Annotated in this window: 20 protein-coding genes; all 20 read right to left on the bottom strand. The window is 59.1% G+C overall.

Annotated elements, in window-relative coordinates; translation table 11 throughout:
* Positions 1-7 precede the first annotated feature (7 nt).
* On the bottom strand, positions 8-607 hold the full coding sequence (locus tag ACM1ZW_RS19760; protein WP_416739099.1) for a YmfQ family protein: 600 nt from the start codon (positions 605-607) through the stop codon (positions 8-10).
* On the bottom strand, positions 598-1,641 hold the full coding sequence (locus tag ACM1ZW_RS19755; protein ID WP_416739098.1) for a baseplate J/gp47 family protein: 1,044 nt from the start codon (positions 1,639-1,641) through the stop codon (positions 598-600). The genes ACM1ZW_RS19760 and ACM1ZW_RS19755 overlap by 10 nt, the downstream gene beginning before the upstream one ends.
* Positions 1,631-2,029 (bottom strand): phage GP46 family protein, encoded by a 399-nt coding sequence (locus tag ACM1ZW_RS19750; protein ID WP_416739097.1) that lies wholly within the window; start codon positions 2,027-2,029, stop codon positions 1,631-1,633. The genes ACM1ZW_RS19755 and ACM1ZW_RS19750 overlap by 11 nt, the downstream gene beginning before the upstream one ends.
* On the bottom strand, positions 2,026-2,535 hold the full coding sequence (locus ACM1ZW_RS19745; RefSeq protein WP_416739096.1) for a phage baseplate assembly protein V: 510 nt from the start codon (positions 2,533-2,535) through the stop codon (positions 2,026-2,028). The genes ACM1ZW_RS19750 and ACM1ZW_RS19745 overlap by 4 nt, the downstream gene beginning before the upstream one ends.
* Positions 2,532-3,647 carry a phage baseplate assembly protein gene (locus ACM1ZW_RS19740; protein WP_416739095.1) on the bottom strand — a complete coding sequence of 372 codons (1,116 nt, stop codon included), beginning with the start codon at positions 3,645-3,647 and terminating at the stop codon, positions 2,532-2,534. The genes ACM1ZW_RS19745 and ACM1ZW_RS19740 overlap by 4 nt, the downstream gene beginning before the upstream one ends.
* A 3-nt stretch (positions 3,648-3,650) precedes the next feature.
* Positions 3,651-4,904 (bottom strand): DNA circularization protein, encoded by a 1,254-nt coding sequence (locus tag ACM1ZW_RS19735; protein ID WP_416739094.1) that lies wholly within the window; start codon positions 4,902-4,904, stop codon positions 3,651-3,653.
* On the bottom strand, positions 4,905-6,962 hold the full coding sequence (locus tag ACM1ZW_RS19730; RefSeq protein WP_416739093.1) for a phage tail tape measure protein: 2,058 nt from the start codon (positions 6,960-6,962) through the stop codon (positions 4,905-4,907).
* A gap of 130 nt (positions 6,963-7,092) precedes the next feature.
* On the bottom strand, positions 7,093-7,389 hold the full coding sequence (locus ACM1ZW_RS19725) for a phage tail assembly protein (RefSeq protein ID WP_416739092.1): 297 nt from the start codon (positions 7,387-7,389) through the stop codon (positions 7,093-7,095).
* Positions 7,386-7,733, bottom strand: coding sequence for a phage tail tube protein (locus tag ACM1ZW_RS19720; protein WP_416739091.1), 348 nt, complete (start codon positions 7,731-7,733; stop codon positions 7,386-7,388). Before ACM1ZW_RS19720 ends, ACM1ZW_RS19725 begins: the two co-directional genes overlap by 4 nt.
* 60 nt (positions 7,734-7,793) lie before the next feature.
* Positions 7,794-9,290 (bottom strand): phage tail sheath subtilisin-like domain-containing protein, encoded by a 1,497-nt coding sequence (locus ACM1ZW_RS19715; protein WP_416739090.1) that lies wholly within the window; start codon positions 9,288-9,290, stop codon positions 7,794-7,796.
* A complete protein-coding gene (locus tag ACM1ZW_RS19710; protein WP_416739089.1) occupies positions 9,290-9,502 on the bottom strand; it encodes a DUF2635 domain-containing protein in 213 nt (70 codons plus the stop codon). The genes ACM1ZW_RS19715 and ACM1ZW_RS19710 overlap by 1 nt, the downstream gene beginning before the upstream one ends.
* Positions 9,499-10,089: a hypothetical protein gene (locus ACM1ZW_RS19705; protein ID WP_416739088.1), complete on the bottom strand. Its 591-nt coding sequence runs from the start codon at positions 10,087-10,089 to the stop codon at positions 9,499-9,501. Before ACM1ZW_RS19705 ends, ACM1ZW_RS19710 begins: the two co-directional genes overlap by 4 nt.
* 23 nt (positions 10,090-10,112) lie before the next feature.
* Entirely contained in the window at positions 10,113-10,634 is a 522-nt protein-coding gene (locus ACM1ZW_RS19700; protein ID WP_416739087.1) for a hypothetical protein, read from the bottom strand.
* Positions 10,627-10,989, bottom strand: coding sequence for a phage head closure protein (locus ACM1ZW_RS19695; RefSeq protein ID WP_416739086.1), 363 nt, complete (start codon positions 10,987-10,989; stop codon positions 10,627-10,629). The genes ACM1ZW_RS19700 and ACM1ZW_RS19695 overlap by 8 nt, the downstream gene beginning before the upstream one ends.
* Positions 10,990-11,475 carry a head-tail connector protein gene (locus tag ACM1ZW_RS19690; protein WP_416739085.1) on the bottom strand — a complete coding sequence of 162 codons (486 nt, stop codon included), beginning with the start codon at positions 11,473-11,475 and terminating at the stop codon, positions 10,990-10,992.
* A gap of 2 nt (positions 11,476-11,477) precedes the next feature.
* On the bottom strand, positions 11,478-11,729 hold the full coding sequence (locus tag ACM1ZW_RS19685) for a hypothetical protein (protein ID WP_416739084.1): 252 nt from the start codon (positions 11,727-11,729) through the stop codon (positions 11,478-11,480).
* A 49-nt stretch (positions 11,730-11,778) separates the two neighbouring features.
* Complete coding sequence (locus tag ACM1ZW_RS19680) at positions 11,779-13,038, bottom strand: phage major capsid protein (RefSeq protein ID WP_416739083.1); 1,260 nt, start codon at positions 13,036-13,038, stop codon at positions 11,779-11,781.
* 9 nt (positions 13,039-13,047) lie between these two features.
* On the bottom strand, positions 13,048-13,749 hold the full coding sequence (locus ACM1ZW_RS19675; RefSeq protein WP_416739082.1) for an HK97 family phage prohead protease: 702 nt from the start codon (positions 13,747-13,749) through the stop codon (positions 13,048-13,050).
* Positions 13,746-15,083 carry a phage portal protein gene (locus ACM1ZW_RS19670; RefSeq protein ID WP_416739081.1) on the bottom strand — a complete coding sequence of 446 codons (1,338 nt, stop codon included), beginning with the start codon at positions 15,081-15,083 and terminating at the stop codon, positions 13,746-13,748. Before ACM1ZW_RS19670 ends, ACM1ZW_RS19675 begins: the two co-directional genes overlap by 4 nt.
* On the bottom strand, positions 15,076-15,240 hold the full coding sequence (locus ACM1ZW_RS19665; protein ID WP_416739080.1) for a hypothetical protein: 165 nt from the start codon (positions 15,238-15,240) through the stop codon (positions 15,076-15,078). Before ACM1ZW_RS19665 ends, ACM1ZW_RS19670 begins: the two co-directional genes overlap by 8 nt.

Below are 15,240 nucleotides of genomic sequence, written 5' to 3'. Positions count from 1 at the left end.
TTACTCCTCAGTCGTAATTGATTTGCACAACGGTGTGTGCCGGCGCTGGCCGACGGATCAGGCACTCGAGAGCATTGCCCGGGTTCACTCCGAAGCGTTCGCCCCAGTAGCTGACACCGAAGCGCCGCCCCTGCCTTTGCCTGCCTCCGGTGTTGAGCGTCCACATAAACTGCGCGTTCCAGGTGCCGAAACGAGCCAAGCCAAAACGAGAACGCCCCATACGGGGCGCTCGGTGTTCAGTGATTGTGGCGTTCGGGTAGCCCTGGCTGACGGCGATTTCAATAAAGTAGGACCGACTCTGACCGCCTACCTCTACCAGCCGCCGGCGAACCGCCAGACGGCGATCTTCAAAAGCGGGGTTCGACCCAAGGCAGTCGTCCGGCAGGCCCATGATTGATTCCCAGTCTGGTACCAGCTCGCTCACTCCAGCCGGGTCCATCTCGTTCAGAAGGTCGACAGCCCGAGCATCGAGGCGCGCGAACTCTACGGCGACGCCACCCAACACTCTGGACACCTCCGGAACAAGATCAGGGTCCCAGGCAGGCCCAGAAGGCAGCAGGCCCTGCAGTTGTAAGCGGTACTCTTCGGCGGTTCGGATCACATCCATGTGATACCCCCGAACGTCAGCAGTTGATTGCCGGCCGGAACGACATCCGCCGCCGGTGCAATCAGGTCATGATCAGTTTCACCAGAAGATCCGCTGATCGCCTCGGCTATGTGAGTCAACAGCAAGGTTTCACCCAGGCCTGCTTCACGATCGTGCAAGTCGATCAACTGCGCCTGGATGGCGGCGCGCACAGTGGTGGTGTCTGGCACCGCATGAATGCTGTAAAGAACCGGCACCTCAACGGGCGCCAGCACATACAGTTCAGCGGTGACCGGACGCACATTCGGCTGCTCGATGTAGGCCTTAACCTCGGCCAATTGAGCCGGGTTCGGTACCGGCTCAGCATCACCATCACGCATCACGAACAAGCCGACGGTACCTGGCCCCAGGTAATTGCGCCGACACCAGGCGCGTGTAACTCCTGGAACCTCAAGTGCCCAGGTTTCGTAATCGTCAGCCGACCCTCCGTGCGGAATCACGCGGTACGAACGGACGACGCGAGCGCGTAGTGACTCCACGCTTTCTTGAGCGATGCCACCGACAAGCCCTGGCGCCACCACAGTGAAGGCGTTCACGACACCCTCGACTGGCTGAACAAGCCTCATGGTCAAGCCTGCGTCGGCATTACCCAAGACACCCGCATCCACTGCCGCGATCATCGCAGTGTTAACCCCTGCAACGGTCGTGATTCCTGCGGTGACTCTGTAGGCCCGACCATCACTGGCTTGCAAGACGACATCGGTGTCAAGAACTGCGAAAGCAGCCGCCGTGAAACTGACGCCGCCTTCGGCGGGCTGGGCCGGGATCCGAGGCTGGTTCAGCCGCAGAGCGGCCACACGCTCCAAAGTTTCTTCATCCGCCCGGTCGGGCAGGATCTGGTCAACGATCCAGTCCATGTAGCCGTACAGACCATAGGCTGTGCCGGACAGGGTACGAGCAAGCACCTGAGCATCGGAGCGGCGCAGCGCATCGCTGGCCAAGTCGCTTTGAGTGCGATCGATCAGCACTGGCAATGAAGGTGTGTCAAACGGCATAAATCACCTGCCATGCAGTGGTGGGTTTGATTTCCAGCCGAGCGCCGCCAGTGATCGTCAGGATCACAATCAGGTTGAGCCTGCTGATGTCGGCCTTCTCGCTGCTGATTTCGATACCGATCACATGGCCATCATCGAGCAGCCAGCGCAGCGCTTCTTCGGCGTAGAACTCAGCATCTCGTTGGGTGGCTGGCGTCAGCTTCACGCGGCGAAGCAACCACAGGCGAGAGCCGATGCGGTCGTCGGCAACCGCGGGGTAACTGTCGCCCCACCAGCCGTACAACTCTTCGTCATCGACAGGGTCGTCAGACGCCGCGCGGCGCCAGGTGTACAGGCTGATCATCACGGCACGGATCAGGCTGGCTTCGACTGTATTGGAAATAATCATCCGGCCTCCGGAACAGGCGGACCGCTTTGGTCATCACCCATTTCCACATTGCTGTGCGGGTGATTGATCAGACTGACGCCGCCGGCGACCTGATCACCTTGGGAGACGATCTGACCCGTCTGGGTAATTGTCGGAGTGTCGAAGTTCACGGAGTTGGTGGCCTTGATGTTCAGCGTTTCGGTTTCGATGTCGATGATCCGTCCGCGCTTGAAGTGAACCTTGTCACCCTCATCCGTGTAGATCGCCACCTCCCCAGGCTTCAACTCTTTGATCCGGTACCGACGATCAGATGCCACCAGCACGACGGCGTGGGACCGGTCACCGCCGAGAAAGGCTGTCAGCACCTCCGCACCCGCTAACGGGTTACTGGTGTAACCGTAAGGCTCGAAGTGCTCGGCGCCGTCCTTTAGCTCGCCGGCAGTCAACCGTACCTGCAGGGTCTGCATCATTTTCCCGGCAGCCGCCAGCACCACGGTGCCGCGGACCATCATGCTTTTCAGGCTCATTGGGTGGGCTCGTAGTCTGCGGGGATGAGGTATTCGAAGTTGTCGCCCTTGCCGCCTTTCTTCAGCTTGCGGTTCTTCAGCGAGTCGTTCGGTTCAGGTTCAAAGCTGTCCGGAGGGCCGACCTCCATCCTGGTGATCATGCCAACCTCGCTGAGGACGTAGGTCACCCGGGCAATGAGCATCCAACGGTCGAACCCGATGATTGGGTCGATGACTCGAACCAACATGTTGTGTTTCCAGAGCGCGCCATTGGTCTGTCGCCAGCCCTGTACGGTGTAAGTGGTGGTGAGCGCCTTGCCCATCCGAGTAACGCTTTCCCAATTCGCCCTGGCCTGTGCCAGTTCCTGAGTCAGCTGCCCAGATTGCTGGATGACCATTACGCGACGGCGGGTCACTCGATTGTCAGTGACAGTGGCCGATACTTCTGCTGCGTCGGCGCCAAACTCTTCGTCGGTACCGCTCTTCTGGCCCAATACGCGGTATTCGGAAAAGACGGCTGAGAAGTCCAGGCCGGCGCTGCCTGTGAGGATGTTCTTACCAACTTCCAAATTATCGAAGGCGCGTCCCTCGCTGCCCGGCCGAGCCAGCACCACCATGCCGGTGGCATCGTCGGTTGAGAAAACGCGAAACAGCGTCAGCAGCCGGTCAATGGATTCAAATACCGTCTCGCCCGGTTCAATGGTGTGGTCCGAGAGCTTGGCGCTTTCCGGGATCTCGCTGCGCACCTTGATGTTGTAGGGTGCTGCCAATGCGGTGACGATCGACAGCACGCTCTGGTTGTTCCACTGCCCCGGCTCGTTGATCGCTGCACTGTCCACCAGATCGGCGGTCAGCGACCTACCGCTGATGGACATTGTGATTTTCTTGTCGTCGTAGTCGATGGGAGAGGCGAACACCCAGCCGGTCAGCACCAGGTCATCCCCGATGCGGATCTGACATTTCGCACCTTCACGGATTGGCCGGCCAATGTCCTGGCCTAGCCACTTCCAAGTGATGCTCAGATTGAACGACCGCGCCTGGTCTTCGAGCCCTGGCGTAATCTCCACCGATTTCCAGCCAGAGTAATCCGAACCGTCAGCTGTCAGCGTGACGGTGTTTTCGTCTTCAAGCATGGGTTACCTCTGGGCGATCTTGATCGGCACCGCCGGAATAAAGCCCGGGTGACGGATGCGATTGCGCTGCACGACCTCTGACTCGCGAGTGGCATCACCAAATCTTCGATACGCCAGGACCAAAGCCGACAGGGTTTCAGGTGGAGTGATGTCCACCAGCCGAACCCCCGAGGCAGCCACGGCGGTCAAGTGCTTCACTGCCGTTTGACGCAAGGTGTTCAGCACCACGTAATGAGCCGAGTCCGCTTTCAATGACGCCTCAAGCATCGCCGCGTTGAGGTTGTCGCGTAGCTCAAGCACATCATCAGCTACCGGGACTTCGGCGCGCACGAATGGCTGATTGGCCTGCTGCTCGACCGATGGCGTCGTATTCGTTGATACGGGCTGCGAGGCTATCGGCATCTCGCTCACGATCAATGCGATTTGAAGAAGCAGTGCGTCTTGCACCAGATCGGCGGTGGCCTGTGAGGCCGCTACTGAATCGACTCCGCCCAACGGACTGACAGTGTTGACGCTGGTCACTGCTTCGGTTTGCTGGCTGGCCGTGGCCACCGTGTTGCGGTAGCTCGATTCATCACCGAGATAGTCCTGCACCGAGAAGTCACTGAAATAACTGGAGAACAGCGACGACAGTGAATCCGGAGCGTTCATGATCGATTGCGCCAGCCCTGTCAGGTTGGTGAAGACCGCCACGAACGGTGCGAACTGTTGCTGAATCACCGTATAGACCGCCGACAAACTATTGCGCAGGCGGGCCAAACCGAGCCTGGCTTGATCCACTTTCGCCATGGCCGACTTGTACCGGGCCAGCGCTGAATCCCAAAAGTTTTCGGACGCCTTTACCACCTGCTGCTGGCTGTTGACCCTGGCGACTGGAAACTTCAGCGGGGTGTCCGGGTAAAACGTCACCAACAGGCTGACCATCCCGCCCTGCTGAAAGTCGTGAGTCATTTCCGCTTCGCCGGCCTTGGCCTGCATGCGACCAAGCCACGGATGAACCAGTTCACCGGCACCTGGGGTTTGGATGGCTTCCAGAAACTTGTCCCGTCGCTCGAAACAATCGTCGCCGATGATCCAGATTGTCAGCCGATGTACCTGGGATTGCTTTCCGAGCTGTTCGAAGTACGGCTCATCACGCTGCGGAAATTCATGCAGCTGACCCTTCATGCCCACCGGCACCGACGCTTGGGGAATCAAGAAACTGATCCCCCGGAAGGACGCCGGCAGCAACTCGTCTCGCCATGTTCTTTCTGCCATTTACTGCGTCCTCATGACGCCCACGGTGCGGGTGCCAACATTGGGCTTTATGTTCAGCCCTGGCTGGTTGGATTTCGGCCGCTCTACCGTTGTACCGGGCGGTGCGCCGTTCAGGTTAATGTTGAGTTCGCCGTTCAGCTTTTGCGCATTGGTGGCGGCGGTCTGCTGAAGTAGGCTTCCGGAAGGCGGCAATTGCCCGGGTTTGCTCAGCAGCCGGCTGTTGTCGATGCCGAACGTTTGGTTATTGGCTGCCAGTCGAGCCTGTGCTGTCTGCGCCGCATCGGCCGATAACAGGTCTCCCGTACCGCCGCCGGCGCCGGCATTGCGCTTCTGCTGAGCTTCGGTGAAGGCATTCACCTTGTTGGTTGCGGTTGCGATGATCCCTTCGCCGCCCTCCCCGCCGCCAAAGTACTTCATGATCGGCTCGATGATAGGCTTCAGCCGGGCCCACAACTTCTGGAACCAGCCCACGATGGGCTCCCAATTTTGAATAATGATGCCCAGGGGGGTCCAGTCGAACATGTGGCTCATGTATTCCATCACCGGTCCCGAGACTGCCACTAGCGCATCCCATAGCGCCGAGAAAAACTTGAGCAGGGGTTCCCAGTTGGCAATCACCAACCCAATCGGGGTGAACTGGAAAGCCTGTTTTATCCAACCCCAGAACACCATGGCGGGGCCTTGCACTTTCGCCCACATTTTTTCAAAAAATGGGGCAACCTTTTCCCAGTTGGCGATCAGCAAGCCCGCGGCCAAGGCAATGCCACGAATAACCAACCCGACTATGGATTTTTTGGTCACAGCATTGAACAGCGTCATTGCCGCCGTACTCGCCACCACAGCTACACGCAGGACGCCATACGCCAGTGCGGCGGCGATGACACCTTTGATCAGCCCGGGATGCTCAGCCGCCAATTTGGACAACTGAGTAACCAAAGGACCGATGAGGGTCAGGAAATCGTTGAACGGCGGCAGCAAGGCGCTGCCGACTTCGACGCCCAGTCGCGTGACCTTGTTCTGCAGCAACTGCATCGCGTTGGCCGTGGTGGCCGACCGCGCGCTGTATTCCTTCTGCATGGATCCGGCGAATCCAGAACCATCGGCCACATCCTTGAAACTTTTCTTCAGCAAATCCAAGTTCGTGAGCAGCGGCGCAATGGCGCTCACTGATTCAGTGCCAAACAACTCGGTCAGCAAGCCTGCCTGTTTATCAGGGGCCACTTTAGCGATGCGCGCCAACACGTCTTCAATCGTGCCTTGGGCATCCTTCTGCATATTCTTGGCGACTTGCTTCACATCAAGTCGGAGTGACTTAAACGCCTGCACTTGCTGTTTGGTAGCAGAACTACCTTTGGTCAGCGCCAGCATGAAGTTCTTCATACCGGTGGCCGCGACCTCACTTGGCACGCCTACACCCGCGAGGGTCGCGCCCATGGCCGCGATCTGGCCCGAGGCCAAACCGGCGATAGCGCCGAGCGGACCGATGCGAGTCACGATGTCGGAGATTTGAGCGGCCGAGGACGGGCCGACGTTGCTGAGGTAGTTAATCTGATCAGCCAGCTTCACCACTTCAGGCTGCGTGAGTTTGAAGGACGTTCGCCACTTGGCCATCATGTCGCCCGATTGCTCGGCGGTCTGGTCGAAGGCAATACCCATCTTCACAGCGTCTTCGGCGAACTGCTTCAACTCGCCTCGGGCGAAACCGGCCTGCCCACCCGCCGCAACGATCGCCGCGATCCCACTGGCAGCCATCGGCATTTTTTCCGACAGATCGAGGACGTCCTGCCCCATCTGCTTGAACTGCGCCAGGGTGTCGAAATCGACGACCTTCTTCACGTCGGCCATCGCCGTTTCGAATTCAATCGCCGCACGGGCGCCGGCAATGAATGGGGCGGCCAGTGCACCACCCTGCAAAGCCTCCGAAAAACTTATCTTACCCAGGCCGGAGTTGTTCAACTGCTTGATGAAGCCCGCAACATTCTTGCGGGTACCGGCGAGCATCGGCGACAGCTTGTCGACGCCGGTGATCAACGCCTTGAGCTGGAACTTGTCCGCCATCACTACACCTGCTGGGATTGGTTGATACGTTGGGCGTGCTCCAATGATTCAAGGAGCACATCCAGCGGCCGGGCCATCAGAAGCTCTGGGTCGGTCTTCCAGAACCAAGCCAGGTCATACGCGACCTCGATCAGTTGCTCGACGGTGCCGATGCCGCGCTCATGAAAAAACTGGCCACCTGCCAACTCAGGGCATTGAGGTCGGCCAAGTCCAGTTGGTTGACCGACGACGGAGGGATCCCGGCGCAAACCGCGATGTATTTCGCCGCAACGTCCATGTCGAGGCTGACTTCCTCGTTCTTGTCGATCCTGTACGGCAACGCCTTGATCGCACGAACTTCCTGCACTGTCGGGCGGCGCAGATTCAGCGCAGCCAGCGGCTCGCCGTGTGCCTCGATCGCAACTTGCAACTTCACGGAATCACTCATTGCCAGCTCCCTTTGATGCCATCGAATTGCAGTTCAACCGTACCGTCATCGCCCTTGAAGGAAGGCTCGTCGACCAGGTAGGCGCCGGAAAGCACATACACCCGGCCGTTGTTGAATTCGCAGGTGACCGTCATGTCGCGACCATTGGTGATGGCCTTGATAGGGAATCCCTCCTCGAGGATGGCGGTCATCTTCAAGTACGGCGGCAGTTCTTCTTCCTTGTAGAAGCCGGGGTAAACCGTCTCCCGCTTCACGTCCATCAGCGGGGCTTCGGCGCCGCCGGTTATGGTCAACTGTGCACCGTCCACTTTGACGTAGGCGGTACCCGCTACTTTTTGACCCATGGTCTTTTCCTCTGGAATGAAAAAGCCCGCACTCGGCGGGCTGGGTGAACTGGGTCAGCGTTACGCCGCGGCGTCGTACTGAAGACGGAACTGGTTGAGCATCGCGAAGACGCGCAGGCCATTAATGTAGTCAGGTGGGAACAGCACATTGATCCGGCTCGGGTTCTGCGGGTCACGCTCCACCACCAGATGCTCGGCGAAGAGTTCCTCGTTCTCGACATGACCATCACGCGCGAGCTTGGAGTACTCGGCGATGAATTCGCCCCGAAAGGTGTTCGGCGTTGCGATAGCCTGCCCGGCACCAAAGCGCGTCCCGTCGTTTGCGAGCTTGTGGCGACCGTACTTGCTGGTGACAATGCTCTGCATCCGCCGGATGACGTATGCCGACTGGTGCATAGTCTCGCTATCAAGGTACGAGTCGTCCGCTTGGCCAAATGCATTCTTTTGGTAGGTGGTAACCGAGCGCTGGATGCGCACATAGCCACCTTCGTAGTAAGCGGTTGCGATGCCGTAGTTCAACAGCGACTGGCGCTCGGTCAGCGTGAAGCGCTCGCTCGCCGGGGCCGGATCCAGTCCAGGCATACTGCCGCTCTGGGTCAGACGACTAGCATCAGCAGAGATGAACACTGCGGTTCGCGCAGCCAGCGCAGCAGCCTGCACCCACACCGGTTGCGGCACGCCTGGCTCAACGCCCTGAATGGTGGTGTGCTGATCGTTTCGGCCCTGGCCAGCTGCTACCAGTGTGCCGACGGTGCCGCGCTTGGCGGTGTAGACGTGACCGAACAGCTGCTTGGCCCAGCTCCAGCGACCGACGTTGTCGTCCATCGCATCCTTCCAGGCATTCAGCGAAGTCGTGTCTGTCCAAGGCTGGCACAAGAATTCAAAAGGCTCGTCACCCAATGCCGCAATCGCATCAACCTGGTCGGGCGCGCCGACACCAGCGGTCATCGGAGTGGCAACAACGGTCAATCCGGCCGGCGTCAACTCGCCGTTGGACTTGCCCAGTCGATTCATGGCGATGCTGATGTCGTTGCCGCTTTCGCCGGTCCATTTACAGGTCAGCGTCACGACACCGGCCGCGGCGATCGCCGTAACCGGCAAATCGGGCGTGGCGTTGATCTTCACCGCGAGCGCAGCCGCCGCAACTGTGGGCGTGGCCGCCGAAGGAACGACAGACTGCACACGGAAGCCGCCGACGTACAGGTTCAGCAAGCCAGACTCTGTGGCAGCACCGGTGATGGTGACGGTAGCCGAGGCCGACTCGCCGGTATCGTTGATCAGGGGCAGGCACCAGATTTCACCGATTGGGTCGATCTTGCGCCAGGCTTCGTACATGGCGGCGAGCATCGAACCCTGGCCACCGATGTCTTTGGCCAGTGCCAGGCTCGACACCAGAACCAACTGGCCAATGCTTTCGCTGGTCGCGTCGTCGTTGACCTGAGCGACGATCAGCCGACGCATGGCCGACGACGCGCTGTTCGCGGCCGAGTTGTCCATCTCCGCATAAAACAGCGGGACGCGGATATCGGCGGGGATGGTGCTGAATCCGATAGGCATTATTTGGCCACCTCAGGTTTCGCCGTGGTTACGGCCTTGGTGGTAGAGGTTTCGACATCCTTGAGCTTGAGCTTGACGTCGCCGTCAGCTTGGCGGCGGCGCCACCAGGCGTTGTCGGGAACTTCCCGGCCTTCAACAGGCAACAAGTCGCCGGCCTCCGGATCGGGCACAGAGCGGCCTTTGGCCGGCACCACAGTGATGCGCTTGGTCATGGTGTAACGTCTCCTGAGAAATGCACTTCAATGCGCCCATCCGGGCCGGGTCGTTGCAGGTTCGGATCTGCGGGGTCGATGCAATCCATTTTGAAATCGACGCCTGTAAAGCCGGTGAGGCCGTCGAGCTCCAGCTCTTGCCACGTTTCGGCTGGCTGATCGGCGCTGTTGCGGCCAATCTGGAATTCGCTGAAGAAGGTGAATTGGTAAACCACACGGGCGCGACTGATGTGCAGCAGCGCCCCTTTGCCGTATTCGATGGGTGTGTATTCGTGCGATGGGATAAACCCAATCAGGGCGCGCCACAGCTCGGCACGCATGTCATGCAACAAATCGTTGTCCGCCTGCCCTCGCTCGTCTGAGGTGTCGAGCACGATCACCACGTTGAACTGGTCTGTGATGTCCTGGATCACCATGTTCTGTGCCCTGCTCGGGGCGGCAGCATCAGCGGTTGCAATCACGTAGGCAGCGGGAAGCGGCAACTGTGCACTCTCGACTACAGCATCCCAGTCGATGCCGCCAGTTACCCTTCCAGCAAAGGACGGGCAAGCCTGCCGCAGGTGCGCGACGAGCGGATTCAGTTTCATAAAGGTGTCCGTAATTGCGTGGGTCAACCCAGGGCAGCGGCGAACGCAGCAGAGAGGATTGATTGAACTTGCGTAGCCGAGTCCTGCAGCGCGTCGGCCATGTAGTTATCGCGGGGCTTGATTCGCCATTCGCCTGACGCACGCTCGGCGAGTGCTGCCGCTCTGGAACCGGCAACGCGACGGTTGGACTTACCTTTGCCAGTACCGGGCGCCAGCTTGCCGAGCTTCCGACCCTTCTTTACCCCGTAGTGCAGGTAAGCCGGGTAGAACTCTTCCATGGCCGAGGTCTTGGTCGGAGAGATGCGGACCAAGAATCCAGAGCGGGATACCTTGAAGCTGACCGACTCGACCGTCGTGCCGGTGCGGTTTACTGGGTAGCCCTCCTGGCCCTTCCCAAGGACCAGGTTCATCTGTGCGCGCTGGGTTATGAGAAGACCAACCTTGCGCATCCCGGCGCGGATCTTTCGTTTATCAAAGGCATCGCGCTCAAAGTTGTCGAAGCCCTCGACGTGCAGGTAACCGTCAATCGATGCCGAGTTAGACATAGATGCCCCCACCCGCCTGAAGCAGGCCCAGCTCCTCGACTTCCAGCACGACGAACCGCCCGCGACCGTTCATGTCGAAACCGCGCTTCACGCGATACAGCGTGCCTTTGTGGACGACTTCGTAAGCGGTCGTGATACCTGTTCGGAAGCGCAGGAAAATGCGGTGGGTGATTTTGTTATCGGTCTGTGCGCTGTCCGTGTAGACGGCCGAACCGACTGGTTCAATCTTCGCCCATCGCGGATTGAGCTCGGAAAACAAAGAGTCCAGGCCCATGTCGTCAGCCGGCATGTCGTCCCGCCGTCGAAGCGTAACGTGCTTGTTCAGCTCGCCCGCGCCAAGCTCTCTGTATGCCATCTAAACCCCCATCTCCACACGATATGGAGCAAGAAGAGAGCGAGAGCCATGTGGCAACTCGATAACGGATGATGTGTTGATCCCCGTCACGCTGTCTTCGCGGTTCGCCCAGAGGTGGCCTAGCGTCAGAAAGCATGCCGCCGTAATCGATTTATTCAAAACCAGACCACGTGCGACCCGTGAAATCTCGTCCAGCGCCTCTCGGTAATGCGTCTGTGCATCGCACTCAGCCATTTCCCGATCCTGGATGTTTTCAATCAGAGCTGCCTGCAGCAGTGCCGCATCGAGCAGAATCCTGGCCTGTGTTCGAAGATTCGGGACGCCTGTACGTGCTGTGAGAAGAGCCGCGTCATCAATAAAAATCCGGCGCTGCATGTACTGTTCGGCAGCATCTTCTGCCGAATCGAGTTTCGACTGAACATCAACGGTGTCTTCAGACTCTGCTCGCAGGTGCTTCATCGCCAAACCAATATCGATGACGCTCATGGTTATTCAGCCTTGTTTTTGATTTCGCCCTTTGGCTTCGTGGCCGATACCGATACCGGCACCGCTTTATTGTCTGGCTGCTTCGCCTGTTTGTTTTCGGGTTCGGACGCCTGCTTCACTTCGAAATCCTCGATTAAACCGTTTCGATGCAATTCCTTGGCGCGGAACTCATCGACGGTAATGTCGCGGCCTTTCTTCACGTACTGACCCACGTTCAGAAAGCCTTTTTTGGTTGTCACTTTGATATCGGGCATTGGCTCACACGCCCGGTCACCCGGGCGCGCTCCTTGGCTGATTGAGGAATTAAGGCGTTGGGTCTTCGAACTCACCGTGTACGAAGGATTCCGGACGGTACACCGCCAGCGCCAGGCGCTCTTCGGCACGGATGGTGACCATGTTGGTGCGGAAGTTATCGCCGTCTTCGGTCGAAACCTCGACAGCTGCGTCTTCGCGGTCGAACACCTGGGCAGCGATGTTCATTGCACCCACCAGGAACTCGCCTTCAGGTACAGCGTTGCTGTCCACCACCGGCAACTTCCAGAGACGCTGGACGCCGCCTTCTTGAACGTTGACCCAGATGTACGAGCCGGTGCTGTCCTTGGTCAGCTCGATATCGGCCCAATCCACCGGGTTGAGCGCGATGGCCGAGGCGCGGTATTCAGCGACCCGTACTTGCAGGATCGCGCGGCGCAGGGTGTCGATCTTGGTGTCGCCGGCCTTGCGCAGCGCTTCGTTGAAAGTGGTGGCTTGCGGGATCAGGCCCAACAAGTTTTGCCCGGTGCCGTCACCAGCGAGGATCTGCTCTTCTTCTTTGTACTTCAGGCCGTAGATGGCGCGGCCGTTGATGTAGCTCTGCAGCAACGGGATGTCCGACAGGACCTGCTTCGATGCTTTGAACCAGTGAGCGATGGTTTTGACAGTGGTGGTGACCATGCCAAACGACAGGTCGGACTGAGCCTTCAGCGCGCCCTCGCCTGCCTGAGGTGCTGCCATGTTCTGGAAGCCGGTTTCTTGAACGAACTCAACCGCGTTGGAGGCGGTTCGGCCTGGCATGATCAGGTCGCGAATCGTGAACTGACGCTCAGGATCGGTGATGATTCCCGCGACGCGGGTTGGCTGAATGCCCACGCCGACGCCGCCAGTGCCAGTGGTGGCGCTGGTGATATTGGTGACGGCCTTCAGATTCAGGCGCGCAATACCGCGACCTTTCGTGGTCAGTGCTTGGTAGTCGTCCGAATCCGACAGCTGTTCGCCGACGGACTTCTGCTCGCTCGGATCGTTCGCGGCGAAGCGGCGTGCCAGCTTCTGCTCGATATCTTGAAAGCGATCCTGCAGGGCCAGACCGTCCTTCACCAGACCATCCAGAATGGTTTTGGTCTCGGTCAGGATGGTGCCGTGCTCTTTGATTTCCTTGTTGGCTTTCTCGGCGAAAGCCTTGATCTCCTGGTCGCGCTGATCGAGCAGATCATTGACTGCTTTCAGCTGAATCTTGTCGTCTGCATGCTCCTTGCGGTGCATCTGACGGTCTTCGGCGCGAGCCTGGTTGCTCATGGCGTTATGCATGGTGGATCCTCAAAACGAAGGGAGGGACAGCGCGGGACGCGACTTAAGCGCCTCGACGACTTCAATTGCTGCCAGGTCGCCCGCGGACTCGCTCCGGAGCAGATGCTGCAATCCGCGATTGGCAATCACCGCGGACTGAGTTTTCGAGAAGCCTGCCTCGCGCAGGAGCAGCTCAAATTCAGGAAGTGAGGGCAGGCCGCCGTGGGCCAGCTTCGACTTGATCGTGTCGGTTCGGGCCTCGTCGTTGGCCGGCACTGTCACGATGGAAATCTCGACCAGGTCGAGCTTGGTCAGGGTCCGGATCCGGGTTTTCTCGTCGAAGCTGGATTCTCGAACGTAGTAGCCGATTGAAAGCCCGGTAATGGATCGGGACTTCATTCCTCGCATGGCGATACGCGCATACGGCGCGTCAGCCAGCCAGAGCTCTCCATCACCGAACAGGCCCTTGGCATCCTCTTTCAGGGTGTCCATTGACCATGAGCCAATGGGCTCCGCGGTGCGGTGCTGCCACAGAACCGGCAGCGCCCGTGCCTTCGCCTTAAGATCAGCGATGGACTCCAGAAAAGCCCCCGGAGCGACGACTTCGTTGTAGCTGTCTATGACGCCAAACACGGAACCGTAGCCAGAAAAAAGGCCGTCATCGCTGACAGCCTTTACGTCGTAGTCGAATGAGCGGTATTTCACCGCCACCGATTGGTCTTTTCGGTTCATTCAGAATTACCTTTGGGCTTGTCGTTGAGCCAATCAATCAGCGCTGAACGCGCTTGTTGCGCATCTCCGGCATCACCGCCGAGCTTGTCGATCGGCAGCATGTTTGACTGAACTGTGAGCTGTGCGGCGTTGCCGCCTTTGGGCGCGAGATTCTCTTTGATCCGGCACTCGTCGCGGGTGTAGATACCGTTCTGGGTCATCGAGCTGTAAAAGGCCGCGCGAGCAGCGCTATCGGCACGAAGCAATCCTTCCGGGTTGAACTTGGCATAGAACCGGCGGCGCTCATCGGGTCGCAACAGTCGACGATTGATGCTCTGCTCGATGCGCTTCATCCAGGGCAACAGCGTGAAACTCAGGAAGCCGAGCATCTGCTGCTCCATGCCCGTGCCCCAGCTGGTGCTGTTCGACGTGTGGCCGACCATCCAAGGCGGAACACGAAACCACCGACAGATCTCTTCGACGTTGAAGGCCCGGGTTTGCAGCATTTGGGCATCCTCAGGGCTCATCGACACCTGCTGATATTTCATCCCTGCTTCCAGGACCATCGTCTTGCCGGTGTTCACGGCGCCGGCGAACTTGGCCGCCATGTCCTCGCGGATGTCTTCCCGCTGTGCTTTGTTAAGAATCTGGTCGGTTGATAGAACGCCGCCAAGCTTCATCCCATTGGCGAACATCTTGCTGGCCGACTCATCGGCAGCCATCGCAGCGCCGAATACATTGCGACCCATGGCAACAGGGCTCAAGCCGAACAAGGGATCCGTTCCGAACCCCCGCGTGTGCATCATCTGCTCGTCGAGCAGCGTATGAGACTTGCCCTCGCTGTCGATGAACCGGTATTCGATCGCGCCGCTGCTCGTGCGCCGGGGTGGCGAAACCGACTGCGGAAGAATGAACTCCAGCGACGATAAATCACGCCCCACCAGGTGAGGCTCATTGAAGCTGTTACCGCTCAACAGTAGGCTGGCTACAACACATTCCCAGAACTCGACAGGCGTCTGGTCTGCGTTCGGCTGCAAGCTGATAACCCGGTGAACCGGGTGAGATGTTGCCACCTCCGGAACGCCATTTTTGTCTTCGTAAAGCGCGATCGGGAGCGTGGCCAAGGTCTCGGCAATGAGTCGCACGCAGGCCCACACCGTCGAAAGCTGAAGCGCTGTCTGCTGGCTGACCGTCTTTCCCGACGCGGAATCGGTGCCGTAGAAACCGTTCCAAAACGCCGCATCTCCAAGGCCTATACGGCGGCCCACCCAGCCTGCCAATGAGGACTTAACCAAACCAGGTTCCGCCGACTTGAATAGGGCCTGACGCAATACAGATTTGAGGGGTCTATTCACTGGTCAGCCCCTTGCGAATGAACCCAGCGGCCGCCAAGAACGAAACCGCGCCGGCGATAAGGGACCATCCGAGGCCAGCCAGGACAAAAACTCCGGCGATAAACAGGCACAGCGCGGCCGTGGCCACCACGATGAAGAGGATCAGGCCTATGTCCAT

It is taken from the genome of Pseudomonas sp. NFX71, assembly GCF_048079215.1.
GTDB classification, from domain to species: Bacteria; Pseudomonadota; Gammaproteobacteria; order Pseudomonadales; family Pseudomonadaceae; genus Aquipseudomonas; species Aquipseudomonas fluorescens_B.
The sequence above is the reverse complement of the archived record's forward strand: the minus strand, read 5'-3'. Positions and strand labels throughout refer to the sequence as shown.